18 protein-coding genes are annotated in these 17,262 nt (G+C 67.0%); all 18 read right to left on the reverse strand.

Annotation, left to right across the window (positions count from 1 at the left end; all coding sequences use genetic code 11):
- A partial coding sequence (gene trbL, locus DTW89_RS02325; RefSeq protein WP_114654812.1) for a P-type conjugative transfer protein TrbL occupies positions 1–849 on the reverse strand: 849 nt, incomplete at its 3' end.
- Positions 846–1,142, reverse strand: a complete 297-nt coding sequence (locus tag DTW89_RS19235; protein ID WP_147277616.1) for an EexN family lipoprotein — start codon at positions 1,140–1,142, stop codon at positions 846–848. The genes trbL and DTW89_RS19235, both read right to left, overlap by 4 nt.
- A gap of 7 nt (positions 1,143–1,149) precedes the next feature.
- Positions 1,150–1,920 carry a P-type conjugative transfer protein TrbJ gene (trbJ, locus tag DTW89_RS02330; protein ID WP_114654745.1) on the reverse strand — a complete coding sequence of 257 codons (771 nt, stop codon included), beginning with the start codon at positions 1,918–1,920 and terminating at the stop codon, positions 1,150–1,152.
- Between the two features lie 12 nt (positions 1,921–1,932).
- Complete coding sequence (gene trbE / locus DTW89_RS02335) at positions 1,933–4,368, reverse strand: conjugal transfer protein TrbE (RefSeq protein ID WP_114654746.1); 2,436 nt, start codon at positions 4,366–4,368, stop codon at positions 1,933–1,935.
- A 10-nt stretch (positions 4,369–4,378) separates the two neighbouring features.
- Entirely contained in the window at positions 4,379–4,660 is a 282-nt protein-coding gene (locus DTW89_RS02340) for a VirB3 family type IV secretion system protein (RefSeq protein ID WP_114654747.1), read from the reverse strand.
- Entirely contained in the window at positions 4,657–4,989 is a 333-nt protein-coding gene (locus tag DTW89_RS02345; RefSeq protein WP_114654748.1) for a TrbC/VirB2 family protein, read from the reverse strand. The genes DTW89_RS02340 and DTW89_RS02345 overlap by 4 nt, the downstream gene beginning before the upstream one ends.
- Complete coding sequence (gene trbB / locus DTW89_RS02350) at positions 4,986–6,008, reverse strand: P-type conjugative transfer ATPase TrbB (protein WP_442858085.1); 1,023 nt, start codon at positions 6,006–6,008, stop codon at positions 4,986–4,988. Before trbB ends, DTW89_RS02345 begins: the two co-directional genes overlap by 4 nt.
- Positions 5,992–6,474, reverse strand: a complete 483-nt coding sequence (locus DTW89_RS02355; RefSeq protein ID WP_236637003.1) for a CopG family transcriptional regulator — start codon at positions 6,472–6,474, stop codon at positions 5,992–5,994. Before DTW89_RS02355 ends, trbB begins: the two co-directional genes overlap by 17 nt.
- A complete protein-coding gene (locus DTW89_RS02360) occupies positions 6,471–8,471 on the reverse strand; it encodes a conjugal transfer protein TraG (RefSeq protein ID WP_114654813.1) in 2,001 nt (666 codons plus the stop codon). Before DTW89_RS02360 ends, DTW89_RS02355 begins: the two co-directional genes overlap by 4 nt.
- Positions 8,472–8,739: 268 nt before the next feature.
- The gene (locus DTW89_RS02365) at positions 8,740–9,624 is read right to left on the reverse strand and encodes a LysR family transcriptional regulator (RefSeq protein ID WP_442858086.1); all 885 of its coding nucleotides are present in this window, start codon (positions 9,622–9,624) and stop codon (positions 8,740–8,742) included.
- A 27-nt stretch (positions 9,625–9,651) separates the two neighbouring features.
- The gene (gene bktB, locus DTW89_RS02370) at positions 9,652–10,839 is read right to left on the reverse strand and encodes a beta-ketothiolase BktB (protein ID WP_114654751.1); all 1,188 of its coding nucleotides are present in this window, start codon (positions 10,837–10,839) and stop codon (positions 9,652–9,654) included.
- A gap of 86 nt (positions 10,840–10,925) precedes the next feature.
- Positions 10,926–13,115 (reverse strand): xanthine dehydrogenase family protein molybdopterin-binding subunit, encoded by a 2,190-nt coding sequence (locus tag DTW89_RS02375; protein ID WP_114654752.1) that lies wholly within the window; start codon positions 13,113–13,115, stop codon positions 10,926–10,928.
- A 1-nt stretch (position 13,116) separates the two neighbouring features.
- Positions 13,117–13,593 (reverse strand): (2Fe-2S)-binding protein, encoded by a 477-nt coding sequence (locus DTW89_RS02380; RefSeq protein WP_114654753.1) that lies wholly within the window; start codon positions 13,591–13,593, stop codon positions 13,117–13,119.
- A complete protein-coding gene (locus tag DTW89_RS02385; protein WP_114654754.1) occupies positions 13,590–13,955 on the reverse strand; it encodes a carboxylesterase family protein in 366 nt (121 codons plus the stop codon). Before DTW89_RS02385 ends, DTW89_RS02380 begins: the two co-directional genes overlap by 4 nt.
- 380 nt (positions 13,956–14,335) lie before the next feature.
- Positions 14,336–14,806, reverse strand: coding sequence for a (R)-mandelonitrile lyase (locus tag DTW89_RS02390; RefSeq protein ID WP_114654814.1), 471 nt, complete (start codon positions 14,804–14,806; stop codon positions 14,336–14,338).
- 140 nt (positions 14,807–14,946) lie between these two features.
- Complete coding sequence (locus DTW89_RS02395; protein WP_114654755.1) at positions 14,947–15,663, reverse strand: DUF4405 domain-containing protein; 717 nt, start codon at positions 15,661–15,663, stop codon at positions 14,947–14,949.
- A gap of 24 nt (positions 15,664–15,687) precedes the next feature.
- Positions 15,688–16,182 carry a cytochrome P460 family protein gene (locus DTW89_RS02400; protein WP_114654756.1) on the reverse strand — a complete coding sequence of 165 codons (495 nt, stop codon included), beginning with the start codon at positions 16,180–16,182 and terminating at the stop codon, positions 15,688–15,690.
- Positions 16,179–17,234, reverse strand: coding sequence for an alpha/beta hydrolase (locus tag DTW89_RS02405; protein WP_114654757.1), 1,056 nt, complete (start codon positions 17,232–17,234; stop codon positions 16,179–16,181). The genes DTW89_RS02400 and DTW89_RS02405 overlap by 4 nt, the downstream gene beginning before the upstream one ends.
- Positions 17,235–17,262 lie beyond the last annotated feature (28 nt).

Consider the following 17,262-nt stretch of genomic DNA (forward strand, 5'->3'; position numbering starts at 1 on the left):
GCCCAGCGCCGTGCCGGCGGCGGCACCCGCCCCCAGCTGCGGCGCCCCCGACACCAGCCCCGTCGCGATGCCCGGCCCGAAGATGCCCAGACCCAGCATCGCGAGCGCCGCGAGCATGACCACCAGCGCATGGTCGATCGAGGGCTCCGCACCCGGCGGCGTGCGGAACTCAGTGAACAGCCCCGAGCCGATCCCCACAATCACCGCCAGCACCAGCACCTTGATGCCCGACGACACCACGTTGCCCAGCACCTTCTCTGCAAGAAAACTGGTCTTGTTCCAGAGCGCGAACGGCACCAGCACGAAGCCTGCCAGCGTCGTGAGCTTGAACTCCAGCAGCGTGACGAACAGCTGCACCGCGAGCACGAAGAAGGCCACGATCAGCACCAGCCACGCGAGGAACAGCACGGCGATGGTGTCGAGGTTGGCGAACACGTCGGGGAAGCCCGTCATGTCGCTGATCTGCGCCATGATCGGCCGACCCGCCTCGATGCCGACCTGCGCGAGCCGGCCCGGCTGCAGCAGCTGGCCCTGCGAGAGGGCCGATCCCGAGGCCGTCAACCCCAGCCCGGCAAAGGAGTTGAAGACGATCCCCGCCAGCCGGTTGAAGTTGCCCAGGATGTAGGCGAATGCGCCCACGTAGAGCACCTTCTTGATGAGCTTGGCCATCACGTCATCGCCCTGGCCCGAGGCGTGGCTCATGGCCCAGAACAAACCGGCCAGCGTCATGTCGATCACGACCAGCGTGGCCGTGAGAAACCGCACCTCGCCCCCGAGCAAGCCAAAGCCCGAGTCGATGTAGCGCGAGAACACATCGAGGAAGCGGTCGATGACCGCGACGTCTTTCATGGCGGCCCGTCCTTCGCCGCGGGTGTCGACGCGGGCGGCGGCGGGGGATGCACCGGATCGTTCGCATACGGCGAAGGCGCAGCACGCATGAAGCGCTGGCGCGTGGCCTCGGCCACCGCGTTGCACTGCGCGTCGCCGACCTTTGCGTGGTCGGCCTTGCACAACGCGCGCAGCTCCTTGAGCCGATCCGGGTTCGCGACCAGCGATTCCACGGATTCGATGGGCGCGGGCTTGCCGCAGGCGGCCAGCACCAGCGCAGAACCCATGACCAAGACAAAGAGGATCTTGTTCATGGCGGCCTCACGGGTTGCCATAGAAGTTCACGGTATAGGGCGTGTACGGCGTGCCGCTGCCCTGGAAGCGCCGGCGCACCTCGCGCGCCCGCTCCTGCACCGCCACCTGCCGCGCCTGCTCGAGCGCGGTGGCCCGGTCCTGGGTGATCTGCAGCTGCTGCGCCTGCATCGCCTGGCGCGACTGCAGCGCGAGCAGCTGGTTCGTGGCCTGCATCGCCTGCAGTGCGCCCACGGCTGACTGGCTGCGGTTCACGAGGTCGGTCAGCGTGCGCTCGTCGCTCGCGAAGTTCTGCACCGCCTGCGACTGCACCTGCGTGGCGGTGCGCAGTGCCTCCAGCGACTGCTTCCAGCGCGCACGGGCGTCGGTCGCCATCTGTGTGCCCGATATCGCGGCGGTATACGACTCGGGGTAGAGGCGCTTGAATTCACCTTCCATCTGCTGCACGTTGAAGGCCAGCCCCTGCGCCTGCTGGATCAGCTGGTTCGTCGCCGACAGCGCCGCCCTCAGTTCCGACAACGCACTGAAGTCCAGCCCCGTCAGGTTCCGCGCCTGGTTCCTGAGCATCTGCGCCTCGTTCTGCAGTTGCTGGATCTGGTTGTTGATCTGCTCCAGCGTGTTGGCAGCCGTCATGATGTTCTGCGCAAGGTTCGAGGGATCGAACACGATGTCGCCGATGCCGAAGAGCGCATGCGCTGGCGGGGCGACACCGAACGCGATCGCGCCGGCGGCGACCAGCGCGGCCAGCTTGGGCTTGAAGAAAGAAGACTTGAGGTTCATGGCAGTGCTCCTTCAGGTGGTGGATGGAAACGGTGGAAACGAAGGGATGAGGTCGGCGGCCCAGTCGAGGCCGCGGTGGCGCAGCCAGGCGGCCGCGAAGTCGGACGATGGAACGGCAGCGGAAACGGCATCGATCGCCCGCTGGTCCTCGGGCGACGAAGCTCCCGCGAAGGCCAGCGCCACCGGCCCCAGCCCGAGGTCAAAGACCCGGTTGCCCAGCCGCGACTGGTAATAGTAGTCGCGCTTCGGCTGGGCCTGCGCCACGATGTCGATCTGCCGCCCGTTGAGCCCGAAGCCCTCGTAGATCACGCGGATCTGCGGCTCGGTGGCCTGCGGGTTGGGCAGGAAGATGCGGCTCGCGCAGCTCTCCACGATGGCCGGCGCGATGCTCGAATCCTTGATGTCCGCGAGCGACTGCGTGGCAAAGATCACCGAGACGTTCTTCTTGCGCAGCGTCTTGAGCCACTGGCGGATGCGCGCCGCGAACACCGGGTCATCCAGGAACAGCCAGGCTTCGTCCAGGATCAGCAGCGTCGGTGCGCCATCGAATCGCTCATCGAAGCGCGCGAACAGGTAGGACAGCACGGCCTGGGTGGCTGCCTTGCTGTGCATCAGTTCCTCCATCTCGAACCCCTGCACCTCGGCCGATCCCAGCCGGTCGAGGTCGGCATCGAGCAGGCGGCCGTGGGCACCGCCCAGCACATAGGGCTGAAGCGCCTGGCGCAGCGCATTGCTCTGCAGCAGCACCGACAGGCCCGTCATCGTGCGCTGCTCCACAGGCGCGCTGGCCAGGCTGTTGAGCGCGGACCACACCGCGTCCTTCTCGGGCGGACCGACAGCCACGCCCTCGTGCCTGAGCCGGCCCTCGATCCATTCGGACGCCCAGGCGCGGTAGCCCTCGTTGTCAATCCGGGCCAGCGGCTGGAAGGCGATCTCCCCGCCCTCCTCCGCGCCCTGGCCCAGGTCGTAGTGCTCGCCTCCCAGTCCGAGAATGGTGGCGCGGACCGAGCGCCCCATGTCGAAAGCCAGGATGCGTGAGCCCGGGTAGCGCCTGAATTGCAGCGCCAGGGTCGCCAGCAGTACGGACTTGCCCATGCCGATCGGCCCCACCACCAGCGTATTGCCCACGTCGCCGATGTGCGTGACCAGCCGAAATGGCGTGGCACCGTCGGTGCGCGTCACGATGAGGGGCGGGCCATCCAGGTGGGCGTTGCGCTCCTGCCCCGCCCAGACGGCCGACACCGGCATCATGTGCGCGAGGTTCAGCGTCGAGACGATGGGCTGGCGCACATTGGCGTAGGCATGGCCAGGAATCGAGGACAACCAGGCCTCGATCGCGTTCAGGGTCTCGGGGATGGTCACAAAGCCCCGCCCCTGGATGGTCCGCTCCACCGCCCGCAGCTTCTCGTCGGCTGCGGTCGCATCGGTGTCGAATACGGCCACCGTGGCAGTGACGTAGCCGAAGGCCACCTGATCGCTGCCCAGTTCCTGCAGGGCCGCATCGGCATCCGCCGCCTTGTTCGATGCATCCGAGTCCACCAGCGGGCTCTCATGCTGGAAGATGGTCTCTCGCAGCAAAGCCACGATGTTCTTGCGCTTGGCGAACCACTGGCGCCGCAAGCGGACCAGCTCCTTCTCCGCCTCGGCCTTGTCCAGGCAGAGGAAGCGGGTGCTCCAGCGGTAGGCGAAGCCCAGCCGGTTCAAATCATCGAGCAGACCCGGCCAGGTCGACGTCGGGAAGCCGCGCACCGTGAGCACGCGCAAATGCCGCGTCCCGAGCATCGGCACCAGCCCACCCGTCAGCGGCTCGTCGGCCAGCAGCGCGTCCAGGTGCATCGGCACCTCGGGCACCGCCACCGGATGCCTGCGCGTGGACACGCAGGCGTGCAGATAGGTCAACGTCTGGCCGTCGTCCAGCCAGCCGATCTCCGGCATCACCCCTTCGAGCAGCCCGAGGAAGCGCTCCGTCTCGGCCACGAACGCCTCCAGCCGTTCGCGCCAGTCCATGCCCTCCGCGCGGTTGTTCTCGTACAGGAGCCGGGAGGCTTTGGCCCGGGTCTCCTCCGGCGGCAGGTAGACCAGTGTCAGGTGGTAGCTGCTCTCGAAGTGGCTCGCGTCTTCTTCAAATGCGGCGCGGCGTTCTTCATCGACCAGCCAGGACAGCGGTTCAGGAAACACCGACTCGGGATAGTCCGCCGCCTCGCGCCGCTCGGCCTCCACGAACAGCGCCCAGCCCGAATGCAGGCGCCGCAGCGCGTTGTTGAGCCGTGCCGAAGTGGCGACCAGTTCGCCCCGCGTGGCGCTGTCCAGGTCCGGCCCCCGGAACCGCGCCGTGCGCTGGAACGAACCATCCTTGTTCAGCACAACGCCGGGGGCGACCAGCCCCGCCCAGGGCAGCCAGTCGGCCAGCAAGGCCGGGCGCTGGCGGTATTCAGTGAGGGACATCACGGCGCGGCCCTCAAACGTCCAGCAGCTGCCGCTGCTTGATGTGCCGCGCGAAGACCTGCATGAACTGCGGGTCCATGCGCGCGCCCCAGACTGCGAGCGAATGCCCGGCGATCCACAGCACCAGGCCCGGAATCCACAGCTGCAGCCCGAGCCCGACGGCGGCGGCCAGCGTGCCATTGGCAATCGCCACGGTGCGCGGCGCGCCGCCCAGCAGGATGGGCTCGGTCAGGGACCGGTGCAGCGGGACCTCGAAGCCACTGGCTGTAGATGAGGCATGAATGGCGGCCGTCATGCCAGCACCGCCCCGCCCGAGAACGAGAAGAACGACAGAAAGAAGCTGGAGGCCGCGAAGGCAATCGACAGGCCAAACACGATCTGCACCAGCTTGCGGAAACCGCCCGAGGTGTCGCCAAAGGCCAGCGTCAGCCCCGTGGCGATGATGATGATCACCGCGACAATGCGCGCGACCGGTCCCTGGATCGACTCCAGGATGGACTGCAGTGGTGCTTCCCACGGCATGTTGGAGCCAGCGGCCTGCGCGGGCAGAGCAATGGCCAGCAGCAGCGCCGCCGCAGCAGCGGCGTGCAAGTACGGTTTTACGGAAAGACGTGGATGCGTCATGACGGTTCTCCTGAGGTGGGTGAAGGCGATGGGGAAATCAAAGGGAATGCAGGCCCGAGCGAGGTATCGAGCTGGTAGCCCTGGCTGTCGCAACCGATGACGCGCGCGATCTCGCGCACGCGCCGGGCACGGCCCCGGCCGGCGATGAAGACGATGACGTTGACGGCTTCCGCGATGAGGGCGCGCGGCACGGTCACGGAGACCTCCTGCACCAGCTGTTCGAGGCGCGTGAGCGCGCTGGCGGCCGAGCCCGCATGCACGGTCGCGATGCCGCCCGGATGCCCGGTCCCCCAAGCCTTGAGCAGGTCCAGCGCCTCGGCGCCGCGCACTTCGCCAACCACGATGCGGTCGGGCCGCAGGCGCAGAGTGGCGCGCACCAGGTCGGCCATGGTGGTCACGCCCGGTTCGCTGCGCATGCCCACGTGGTCGTCGCTGCGACACTGCAGCTCCACCGTGTCTTCGAGGATCAGAACCCGGTCTCCGGTGTCCGCGATCTCGTCGAGCAGGGCGTTGGCCAGCGTGGTCTTGCCCGTGCTGGTGCCGCCCGCCACCACGATGTTCAGGCGCTCGCGCACGGCCTGGCGCAGGAATGCAGCCTGGGCCTCGGTCAAGATGCCGTCGGCCACGTACTGGGCCAGCGCCATGATGCGCAGTGCCCGCTTGCGGATCGCGAACGAAGGCGCGCGCACCACGGGTGGCAAGACGCCCAGAAAGCGTTCGCCGGTCTCGGGCAGTTCGGCCGAGAGGATGGGCAGGCCGGCATGCACTTCCGCGCGCACGTGGGCCGCCATCAGCCGGATGATGCGTTCGGCCACGGGCGCGGCCAAGTGGTGGCCCGTGGGCAAGCGGCCCGCGCCGAGCCGGTCGACCCAGAGCGACCCGTCCGGATTGAGCAGCACCTCGACCACCTCGGGGTCTTCCAGTGCAGCCGCGATCTCCGGCCCCATGGCCGTGCGCAGCATGCGGATGCGCCGCGCCAGCGATGCGTCCGTGGACGTGGGTTCAGGCTTTGGGCTCAAGGTCGGCCTCCTCCGGTTCGGTGACAGGCGCGGTGGGCGCGGCAGATGGGTTGGAGGCCTCGGGCGCAAGGTCCTCATGGACTTCGCGCACCAGGCTGCGCCCGCGCTGGAGATGGCGCGCGAGCTGTTCGATGAACTGGACGTAGCGGGCCCGGCCCTGCGCCCGGGCCGTGTCCTGCTGCCCCTCGGGCACCGGGATCGAGACCGTGAGGAAGTAGCGGACGTACAGCGCCACCGTTTCGATCAGCACGTTCTGGTCGCGCTCCAGCCGCTCGAACTGGCGCGAGAGTCGGTCCAGGCGTTTGGCAAGGGCCGCCTCGCGCTGGTCGCCCCCGTCGGGAGAGAGGAACGATGCCAGCGCCGCCGCGATCACGGCCGACTTCGACACCCCCTTGTGCACCGCCAGCTGGTCCAGGCGCTTGGCGTGCTCCGGCTCGACGAAGATGTTGAGACGGGTGCGGCTCATAGTGCGATCCCGTCGTCCGGATCCAGCGCGGCCAGCCGCGCGGTGCGCATGAGCTGGCGGTCCACGTCCTGCGGCCGCAGCGGCACATCGTCCTCGCCGTCGAGCACCAGCAGGTCGCCCGCATCCGAAGGCTCCAGTTGCACCGGCGCGATCTCCAGCTCGGGCTTGAGCTGGTGTCCGCCTTCATCGGCAAAGCCGCCTGCATCGCCTGCTGCCTTGGCTTCCGGAGCCGCCAAGGGCGCCAGCCGACTCCAATCGTCTGGTCGCACCGCAGGGCGATCGGCATACGCCCCAGCAGCCAGCACCGGTGCCTTCAGAATCCTGCTCGTGAAGTTGCGGTCGAGGTAATAACGCAGCTTCTTGGCCCGGATCGGGGGATGCCCAGAGACCATCACCACAGCGTCCTGGGGTGGCAGTTGCATGACCTCGCCCGGCGTGAGTAGCGGCCGCGCCGTCTCCTGCCGCGACACCATCAGGTGGCCAAGCCAGGGTGCCAGCCGGTGCCCTGCGTAGTTGCGCTGCGCGCGCAGTTCGGTGGCCGTCCCCAGCGCCTCCGAGATGCGCTTGGCCGTGCGCTCGTCGTTGGTGGCGAACGCGATGCGCACATGGCAGTTGTCGAGAATCGAGTGATTCGGGCCATAGGCCTTGTCGACCTGATTGAGAGACTGCGCGATCAGGAAGGCGCGAAGCTCGTACCCTGCCATGAAGGCCAACGCCGACTCGAAGAAGTCCAGCCGGCCCAGCGCCGGGAACTCATCGAGCATCATCAGCAGCTTGTGGAGGCGCGCGATGCCGTCGGAGCCGTCGAGCGATTCGGTGAGGCGCCGGCCGATCTGGTTGAGGATCAGGCGGATCAGCGGCTTGGTGCGGCTGATGTCCGAGGGCGGCACCACCAGGTACAGCGACAGGGGGTGCTCGGCCGAGATCAAGTCCGCGATGCGCCAGTCGCAGCGCGAGGTGACTTCCGCCACCGTGGGGTCGCGATACAGGCCCAGGAAGCTCATGGCGGTGGAGAGCACGCCCGAGCGTTCGTTCTCGCTCTTGTTGAGCACCTCGCGGGCGGCCGAGGCAACGACGGGATGCGGGGCATCGCCAAGATGCTTCGTCGTCATCATCCGATGCAGCGTCAGCTCGAACGGACAGGCCGGGTCCGAAAGGAAGTTGGCCACGCCACGCAGCGTCTTGTCTTCGCCAGCGTAGAGCACATGCAGGATGGCGCCGACCAGCAGCGCGTGCGACGTCTTCTCCCAGTGGTTGCGGCGCTCGAGCGCCCCTTCGGGGTCGACCAGGATGTCGGCGATGTTCTGCACGTCGCGCACCTCGTGGGCGCCGCGACGTACCTCCAACAGCGGGTTGTACGCGGCGGACTTTGCATCGGTCGGGTTGAACAGCAGGCAGTGGCTGAAGCGGCTGCGCCAGCCGGCCGTGAGCGACCAGTTCTCGCCCTTGATGTCGTGGATCACGGCGGAGCCAGGCCAGGACAGCAGCGTGGGCACCACGAGCCCGACACCCTTGCCCGAGCGCGTGGGCGCGAAGGCCATCACGTGCTCCGGGCCGTCGTGGCGCAGATAGGCGCCTTCCTTGTTGGAGGTCTTCCCGAGAAACACGCCGGCCGGATTCGTCAGCCCGGCCTTGGCGATCTCCTCAGGCTCGGCCCACCGGGCGGAGCCATAGGTCGTGACACGCTTGGCCAGGCGCGCGCGCCAGACGGCCATGGAGATGGCCGCGCCCGTCGCCAACATCCCGCTCGACGCGGCGATGATTCCTCCGCGCTCGAACACCTTGGGCGCATAGGCATCGTAGAAGTACCACCACTCGAACAGCTTCCAGGGCTCATAGACCGGCATGCCGGAGAGGTCGAACCACGCGGGGCCGAGCCTTTGCTGGTAGCCCAGCGCATGCGCCGTCCATTGCGTGGCCGTCCACACACCACCCAGGGCCACGCCGAGCACCACGAAAATCTGTCCGAACAGGATGCCGGTCGCTGCCGTCGGCATAGGGGCCACCTCCTTGGCGTATGGGTTCCAGCACACGCGTGCCACTGCGGCACGCAGGCATCGAGTCTGGAATCGAACGCTCGCGGGGCACACCCGTTGGGGCGTGGCACGGCGTACGCTGGCGGGGTTGGCTGGCTCGCGACTCCTTTTTGCTTCTGAAGGCGCGAGCCTTCAGGCTGTCACGGAGGGGAGCATCTCAGCGGTATCCCCGATCGTCCACGGCCGTTGGCGCGGCGCGGCATGCGCCAGCGCCGAACACTCGTAACGATCAATGCAAAGTGGTGGCGTGGGTAAGGAATCGTTGCAGCGCTTCGGGCAGGCCGTTGGGCTGGTGCTTGTGCAGCACGTAGGTCGTGAAGTGGATCGGCTCGGCGAGCGGCACGACCACGACGTCCGTTCGCCGCAGTGCTTGCATGTGATCGGCATCTGCCACACCGACGCCATGCCCAGCGGCCACGCGGGTGAGGTAGCCGGTCAACGAGCGCGCCTCGCCGGCGATCGTCGGAGCCACGGAATACCGCCGAAATATTGCCTCCATCTGCTGACAAAGTCCTGGGTGGTAGGCGGCATTGCAGGCGATAGCGGGGAAAGACAACAGCTCGGCCAGGGAAATCACCTCGCGCGCAGCGAGTTCATGGACCAGCGGCAACAGCGCAACGATCGGACTCGTCCAGGCCGGCTGCTGGGCAATGGCTTCGTCGTCCGGCAGGCCAAAGGAGAAGCCCGCGTCCACCTCCTCGCTGCGCAGGGCGGCGAGCAGTTCCGTCGTGCGCATTTCCGCGAGTTCGATGGGGATGCCAGCAGACACCGTCTGCCATCGGGCGAGGCATTCGGCCAGCTTCGGTTGAGCGGTGCTGTCGTCCACGCCGATGCGCAGGGGCTCACGGTGACGGGCATCGGTTTCTCGCACGACGCGCTTGGTGCGCTCCAGGCGGATGAAGAGTCCGCGCGCTTGGTCGAGCAGCTTGGCGCCGGCGGGGGTGAGTTGCAGCTTGCGCGGCGTCCGGACGAAGAGCGTCACGCCCAACCGCTCCTCCAGATCGCGTATGGTGCGCGACAGCGGGGTCTGGTCGATGTGGATACGCTCAGCCGCGCGGCGGAAGTTGAGCTCTTCGGCGACGGCGATGAAATAGCGCAGATGCCGCAGTTCGATCATTTACGCCGTGCCGAAAGCTCAGAATCAGATGCGCTCGAAGATCGCGGCGATGCCCTGGCCGCCGCCGATGCACATGGTCACCAGCGCGTAGCGGCCCTGCACGCGCTGCAGTTCATGCAGCGCCTTCACGGTGATGAGCGCGCCGGTCGCGCCGATCGGGTGGCCCAGCGAGATGCCCGAGCCGTTGGGGTTGACCTTGGCCGGGTCCAGGCCCAGGTCCCTGGTCACCGCGCAGGCCTGGGCGGCAAAGGCCTCGTTGGCTTCGATCACGTCGAGGTCGTTGACGGTAAGGCCTGCCTTCTTCAGCGCCAGCTGCGTGGCCGGCACGGGGCCGATGCCCATGTATTTGGGGTCCACGCCCGCGTGGGCGTAGGCCACCAGGCGTGCCAGCGGCTTGGCGCCACGGGCCTTGGCGGCGCCGGCTTCCATCAGCACCACGGCGGCGGCGGCGTCGTTGATGCCCGAGGCGTTTCCGGCTGTCACGGTGCCGTTTTCCTTCTGGAACACGGGCTTGAGCCTGGCCAGGTCCTCCATCGTGGCGCCGGGGCGGAAGTGCTCGTCGGTGGCGTACAACACGTCGCCCTTCTTGGCTCTAAGGGTGACGGGCACGATCTGGTCCTTGAACACCCCGGCCTGCGTGGCGCGTTCGGCCCTGTTGTGGCTCTCTACCGCCAGCTTGTCCTGGTCTTCGCGGCTGATGCCCCATTTGGCGGCGATGTTCTCGGCCGTCACGCCCATGTGGATGTTGTGGAAGGGGTCGTGCAGCGCGCCGATCATCATGTCCACCATCTTGGTGTCGCCCATGCGCGCACCCCAGCGCATGTTCAGGCTGGCAAAGGGCACGCGGCTCATGTTCTCGGCACCGGCGCCAATGGCCACGTCGGTGTCCCCCAGCAAAATGGACTGGCTGGCGTTGACGATGGCCTGCAGGCCCGAGCCGCACAGGCGGTTGACGTTGTAGGCGGGCGTGCCTTCGCCGCAACCGCCGTGGATGGCGGCCACGCGCGAGAGGTACATGTCCTTGGGCTCGGTGTTGACCACGTGGCCGAACACCACGTGGCCCACGTCCTTGCCTTCCACGTTGGCGCGCGCGAGCGATTCGCGCACCACCAGCGCGCCCAGCTCGGTGGGGGGCACGTCCTTGAGGCTGCCGCCAAAGGTGCCGATGGCGGTGCGCACTGCGGAAACGACGACGACTTCACGAGAGTTCATAGGGGGTTCTTTCTATCGAAACGAGAGGACAACGGTTGATGTGCGACATCGACACCCTGTGATGGAAGACCGCTGGAGCAGCGATCTCACGCCACCTTGAGATCCGCCGCCTCCATGGGCAGCCGCCGGATGCGCTTGCCCGTGGCATCGTGAATGGCGTTGAGCACGGCCGGCGTGATGAGCACCGTCGAGATCTCGCCGATGCCCGTGGGGTCCTCGGTGCTCGGGATGATGTGGGTTTCCATCACCGGCATCTCGTTCATGCGCAGCACGCGGTAGTCATGGAAGTTGGACTGCTCCACGCGCCCATCCTTGATCGAGATGTTGCCGAACAGCGCGCCCGACAGGCCGAAGACCGTGCCGCCCTGCACCTGCGCCTCCACCGTGGGGGGCGACACCACCTGGCCGCAGTCCACCACGGTCACCACGCGCTCGGGCTTCACGTTGCCCTCGGCATCGACGCTGACCTCCACGACCTGGGCCGCATAGGTGCGGAAGGAGAACGTGAGGGCGATGCCGCGCCCCCTACCCTTGGGAAGGGGCTTACCCCAGCCGGACTTCTCGGCGGCCACCTCCAGCACCCGCAGCGCGCGCGGGTGCTTGGGCAGCAGCGGCTTGCGGAAAGCGATGGCGTCCTGCCCTGCGGCGCGCGCCAACTCGTCGATGAAGCTCTCCACCGGAATGGCGTTCTGCATGTGGCCCACGCCGCGCCACCAGCCGGTGAGCAGCCCCTCGGGCGGTTCCTGGCGCACGTACTGCACCAGCAGGTTCGGGAAGTCATACGGCCCGGCCGCGTCGCGGATGGCGTCGGTGTCTAGGCCATTCTTGAAGCCCGCCGTCGCATAGCGCGCGATGATGGACGAGCCGGTCACGCGGTGGTGCCACGCGATGGGGCGGCCTTGGGCATCGAGCGTGGCGCTCAGCCGGTTGTAGTGGTAGGGGCGGAAGGTACTGTGCTGCATGTCCTCCTCACGAGTCCAGACGACCTTGACCGGGCCCTTGACTTCACGGGCAACACGCACGGCCTGGGTGACGTAGTCCACGTCGAGGCGGCGGCCGAAACCTCCGCCCAGCAGGTGGTTGTGCACCTGGACCTTCTCCACGGGGAGGTCCGCAGCCCTCGCCGCTGCGGCCTGGGCGCGGGTCGGCACCTGGGTGCCGAGCCAGATCTCGCAGCCCTCGGGACGCAGGTGCACCGTGCAGTTCATGGGCTCCATTGGCGCCTGGGCCAGCAAGGGCTGCTGGTAGATGGCCTCGATGTTGCGGTGGCCCTGGGCCGCCGCGCCTGCGCGCGCGGCTGCCACGTCGCCTTCCTTGCGGGCGGTGGCGCCATCCTGCAGCGACGCCTTGGCCAGTTCGTCGATCATGGCCTGGGTCGAGTAGCGCGCCGCGGGCCCTTCATCCCACTGCACCTGGGCGGCCGCGAGCCCCTTGCGGGCCGCGCCCATGTGGTCGGCCACGATGGCCACCACGTCGTCGAGCCGCACCACCTGCCGCACACCGCGCACGCGCAGCGCCGCCTCGGTGTTCACGGTCTTTACCTTCCCGCCGGGCACGGGGCTGGCGGCCACGGTGGCAATGCGCATACCGGGCAGCTGCACGTCGATGCCGAAGCGCGCCGTGCCGTTGACCTTTTCGGGGCCATCGAGCCGCTTCTGGCCGCCGCCGATCTTCTGGAACTGGGTGCGCTCCTTGAGCGGGACCTGCGTGGGCACGGGCAGCTGCGCGGCGCGGGCCGCGAGTTCGCCGTAGCGCAAGCGCCGGCCGCTGCCAGTGTGAAGCACGCTGCCGTCCTTGGCGGTGCAGGCGGCCGCATCCACGCCCCAGGTCTGCGCCGCGGCGGCCACCAGCATCGTGCGCGCGGTTGCGCCCGCCTGGCGCATGGGCAGCCACGCAGTACGCACGGAGCCGGAGCCGCCGGTCACCTGCACGCCGACGTCCGGCCGCCCATAGAGCTTGTCGTCGGCCGGTGCGTGCTCCAGCCGGACGCGCGCGAGATCGACTTCCAGCTCCTCGGCGATCATCATCGACAGCGCGGTGTAGACACCCTGCCCCATCTCGACGCGAGGCATCACCAGGGTCACCACGTCGTCCGAGCCGATGCGCACCACGGCGTTGAAGGTGGCGCGTGCCGCGCCCTCCGGCGCCGCCAACGCCTTGGTGGCCAACAGCGGCAGTTGCACGCTCATCAGCAGCGCTCCGCCCGCTCCGGCGGCCTTGAGCAAGGTACGGCGCGTGGGATGGGGCGTGGGGAGAAATTGGTTGCTGTCTTGCATCTCAAGCCGCCTTTCGGATGGGAATCTGGCGCGCCACTTGCTTGACGGCTGCATGGATGCGCTCGTAGGTGCCGCAGCGGCAGATGTTGCCGGCCATGCCACCACGGATATCTTCATCGCTGGGCTTGGGCGTCTGCGCCAGCAAGGCCGTGGCGGACATGATCTGGCCGGACTGGCAGTAGCCGCACTGCACCACGTCCAGCTCCAGCCAAGCCTGCTGCACGGCACGGCCGATGTCCGTGGTGTTCACCGCCTCGATGGTCGTGATGGCCTTGCCGGCGGCGGCCTCCACGGGGGTGATGCAGGAACGGATCGCCGCGCCGTCCAGGTGGACCGTGCAGGCACCGCACAGGGCCATGCCGCAGCCGTACTTGGTGCCCGTCATGCCGAGCACGTCGCGCAGCACCCACAGCAAGGGGGTGTCGCTGTCCACGTCGGCGACGTGCTGTTTGCCGTTGATGTTGAGTTTGTAGCTCATGTTGTTTCCTCTGAATACGTTGATGCCCGTGGGCCGTGTGATGCTGGACCGCGATCACTGCCCGTACTGTTTCTTGCTGACCTTTTTGATCTACTTGCAGTCAAGCTCGGCTTGGTGTGCGGCGCCCACGCGTTGAGGTACAGGCAGTCTTCAATGGCGCTGGCCAGTCGGCCCGACTGCGGGCACTGGCTGCCAGGCTCGAACGGACCACGCACGCCACTCCACGACCGTGAAGGCTGCGGAGCCTTCCAACGAAGCTCCCCGACGCGTGGCGCGGCGACAATCATTCCCTTGAAGGCGTTGACGGCGCCTTCGGCAACAAACCTGCCGCGCAGCGCGCCCGAGCGAATGGTGACGGCCACGGTGTCCTCGCTCGTGAACGATCAGGTGGAGGGCACGGATACGCAGCCCGCAATCAGCAGCGAAGCCAAGCCTGCGGCGAAGATGATGCCGCCCGGACTCATGCGGGCCCCTGGTAGCTCATGTTGTCTCCTTGCTCGTGGGATTGTTCGCGTCCAAACCGATGCGGTCCATGCTTGTTTTCGGGAATCCACGTGCGCGTTTGATGAACGCGGCAACGCTCGCTCCGCATTCGGTTGCAGACCATGACCAAGCATGGGAGTCGACCGATCCTCACTGCGCAGGAATTCTTCGAGGCTCTTGAAGGAAAGCGCTGGAATGGAACATCGCAGCAACTCGCGAGTTCATTGATACCCGTGGGCCGCGCGATGCTGGACAGCGATCACTGCCCGTACTGTTCCTTGCCGACCTTCTCCAACCACTCCACCGATTTGCCATCCAGGGATTCGGAGATCGCGACGTGGCTCATGCCCACGGTGGGGCTGGCGCCGTGCCAGTGCTTGACGCCCGGCGGAATCCAGACGACGTCACCAGGGCGGATCTCCTGCGCGGCATCGCCCCATTTCTGCACCCGCCCCACTCCTGACGTGACGATGAGGGTCTGCCCCAGTGGATGCGTATGCCAGGCTGTGTGCGCGCCAGGCTCGAAGGTCACGATGCCGCCACCCACGCGCGCGGGGGCGGTGGCCTGGAAGCGGGAGTCCACCCGGACCGAGCCGGTGAAGTTCTGCTCGCCGCCAGTGCTGGAGGGCTGGGCGCCGACCCGCGTGACTTTGATCGGCGCCGGCTCTGCAGCGGAAGCGGTAGACAGCCCAAGAGACAGGGCAATGGCGGCGGCCGTGTGGATTTTCATGGTGATCCTTTCTGCGGTTTCAGGGGGAAGCCCGTTGTGGTCGTCGACTTCTTGAGCCGACTCGAGATGGGGTTGAGCCTGGGCTGCTTCTGGCTGGTCGCCGTCTGCCGCCGAGGCGATGACTTTCGATGTGGGGTTCTTCATCTGCCCATCCCTCTTGCTGCCAGATTTGTCGCTGCATCCATGCGTTTGCGGCGCTTCAGCCATTGCATCGTGTAGTAGGTGAGGAACATGCACAGGCCCATGATGGCCATGCAGTGGCCAAAGAAGCCCGCGACCGATTCCTCGAAGTTCCACCAGTCCAGCGACATCTGGAACAGGAGCCTGGAACGCAAGTTCAAGGCGAGCACACTGCACACACCCTGGCCCGCGATGCCGATGGCGATCAAGCGCAGCAGGGCCGTCCGGGCAGCGTTCGCCTCCACGATGCCGAACAGTCTGCGGGCGACCCCCATGAGCAGCGGCCAGCGCAAGCCAAGATGGATGGCCACGACGACCAGCAGCCAGTAGGCGATGCCGGCATGGATTTGCCGCGCCGTGAAATCGTCGTCCAGCCGCAGGTCGGCGAACAGCGTCTCGGATATCACGAGGCTGGTGCCCAGCAGCGCCAGCATTCCGGCCAGGAGCATGAAAGTCAGGGCGATGTTGAACTTCCCGCGCTGCTCGCCCTGCCCCTGCTTCGGGAGCGCGGCGAACCACCGGCGATGGAACATGTTGTGAACGACGAGCAGCAGGAACATGCTGATTCCAGCCCATTCATGCGACGCGTTGCCTTGCCAGAAGTAGGCAAAGGCGAACAACAGCAGCCCGGCAGCGATGCAGTCAAGCACCAGTCGCAGCAGAAAGACGCGATTCAAGGCAAGGCTCCTCTGCAACCGTGGCTACTCAACGGGCTTGCCCCGAAACTCCGGCAGGCGCCGGGCCGTGAACAGGTAGTCCCGGTCCTTCTGCGACGAATGGCAGGACATGCAGCGTGCGGTGTTCTCCTGCAGGTTGATCCTCCGATCGGGCCAAAACCACTGGAACTGCCAATCGCCGGTGCGGCGGCGCTCCTCGAAATCCGCGCCCCAGCCAGGACCTTTCTCCATGACGAAGTAGCGGTAGAGCTTCTCGTCCCGATGGTCCGCCAGCACGAAATGCGTGCCGTTCGGCACGGGCTGCCCCTTCTGGATCGCCTCGATGGCTTGGCGCGTGGTCGAGATGTGCTCGGTCACGTTGCCGCGCCGGACCGTCGTGTAGTGCACCAGATCCTCGAGCTTGGGAAACGTGACGCGGTTGGCTTCCGCATGTACCTGCCATGCAGGCATGAGGACTGCGCAGGCGGCCAACGCGATCTGTGCACTCAAACGAGCGATCTTTTTCTTGGGTGGGTTCATGGTGATTTCTTGATTTCCTTCTCCCAGAACCGGACAGCCTGGGCAATCCAGCTCTGCGCACTGGTGCCTTGGCCCGTTCCGAATCCGTGACCCACGCCCGGATACCTGTGGTACTCGACCGGCGTTCCGATGCGCCGAAGCGCAGCCACCCGCGTTTCCATCGCGGCGGGTGGTGCAATGCCGTCGCGGTCGCCTACGACGACGAAGGTGGGCGGCTCGGAGGCGGTGACTTCCGAATGGCCGGTGTAGGCCATCACCACGAGAGAAGGTTTCGGCAGAGGGGAACCGCCGAAGGAGGCGATGCCGCGCGAACCGATCGCCGCGGCCATCCGCGCACCCGCGGAACTGCCCCACAGCGAGTAGCCGCCCGTGCCAACCTGCAGCGAGCGGGCGTTCTGGAAGATGTACGACACCGCCGTGGCCAGATCCTCGGTGGCCACCCTGCCGCCCTGACCGGCCCGGTACTTCAGCACAAAGGCATTGAATCCCTGCTTGCTGATTTCCTCCGCGTAGGGAAAGCCTTCATGCACGGAGCCCACGTAGGAGAAGCCACCGCCTGGGGCGATGACGGCGAAAGGCGCGCCGGGCTGGCCCCGAAAGAAGAACAGGCCGGTATGCCTCCATGCCGGGTTCACTCGTTTCTCTTCCTCGGTATGGAAGTCGTAGAAGACGGTGCGCCCGGCATTCGCGTCGTCCACCATGCGGTTGAGCGCCGCAACCACGACGGCCGGCTCCACGTGCGTGTGGTACGGCAAGAGCCGATCGATGTCCTTCAGCGGCATCGCCTCGTCGTAGGCCCGACCATCCCAAGGCAACATCCGGTGGCTGAAGCCCTCAAAGGCGGGGTGGTTCAGCAGGTCACCAAGGCGGTCATCCGCGCGCAGATGGGGATACCGGAATGCCGCGCGACCCTTCTGAGTGGCATGAACCGCAGCCTTGTCGGCTGACGCGGGGCTCACTTCACTGGCATCGCTGCATGGCGATGCGATGAGCACGGGCAGCATCCCTCCAGCCAGCTTCCGAGCGTGGAAAAGCCATCGTGCCTTCTTCATGGCGTTACCGTCCTGGCGTCGACGCGTC

The sequence above is a fragment of the Acidovorax sp. BoFeN1 genome (assembly GCF_003345135.1).
GTDB classification, from domain to species: domain Bacteria; phylum Pseudomonadota; class Gammaproteobacteria; order Burkholderiales; family Burkholderiaceae_C; genus Acidovorax; species Acidovorax defluvii.

What these genes read in the sequence shown, in the direction of transcription:
- DTW89_RS02375 (WP_114654752.1), bottom strand. Translation starts at nt 13,115, where the DNA reads ATGCAAGACAGCAACCAATTTCTCCCCACGCCCCATCCCACGCGCCGT.
- trbJ (WP_114654745.1), bottom strand. Translation starts at nt 1,920, where the DNA reads ATGAACCTCAAGTCTTCTTTCTTCAAGCCCAAGCTGGCCGCGCTGGTC.
- DTW89_RS02390 (WP_114654814.1), bottom strand. Translation starts at nt 14,806, where the DNA reads ATGAAAATCCACACGGCCGCCGCCATTGCCCTGTCTCTTGGGCTGTCT.
- DTW89_RS02340 (WP_114654747.1), bottom strand. Translation starts at nt 4,660, where the DNA reads ATGACGGCCGCCATTCATGCCTCATCTACAGCCAGTGGCTTCGAGGTC.
- DTW89_RS02355 (WP_236637003.1), bottom strand. Translation starts at nt 6,474, where the DNA reads ATGAGCCGCACCCGTCTCAACATCTTCGTCGAGCCGGAGCACGCCAAG.
- DTW89_RS02360 (WP_114654813.1), bottom strand. Translation starts at nt 8,471, where the DNA reads ATGCCGACGGCAGCGACCGGCATCCTGTTCGGACAGATTTTCGTGGTG.
- DTW89_RS02405 (WP_114654757.1), bottom strand. Translation starts at nt 17,234, where the DNA reads ATGAAGAAGGCACGATGGCTTTTCCACGCTCGGAAGCTGGCTGGAGGG.
- DTW89_RS19235 (WP_147277616.1), bottom strand. Translation starts at nt 1,142, where the DNA reads ATGAACAAGATCCTCTTTGTCTTGGTCATGGGTTCTGCGCTGGTGCTG.
- bktB (WP_114654751.1), bottom strand. Translation starts at nt 10,839, where the DNA reads ATGAACTCTCGTGAAGTCGTCGTCGTTTCCGCAGTGCGCACCGCCATC.
- DTW89_RS02345 (WP_114654748.1), bottom strand. Translation starts at nt 4,989, where the DNA reads ATGACGCATCCACGTCTTTCCGTAAAACCGTACTTGCACGCCGCTGCT.
- DTW89_RS02380 (WP_114654753.1), bottom strand. Translation starts at nt 13,593, where the DNA reads ATGAGCTACAAACTCAACATCAACGGCAAACAGCACGTCGCCGACGTG.
- DTW89_RS02400 (WP_114654756.1), bottom strand. Translation starts at nt 16,182, where the DNA reads ATGAACCCACCCAAGAAAAAGATCGCTCGTTTGAGTGCACAGATCGCG.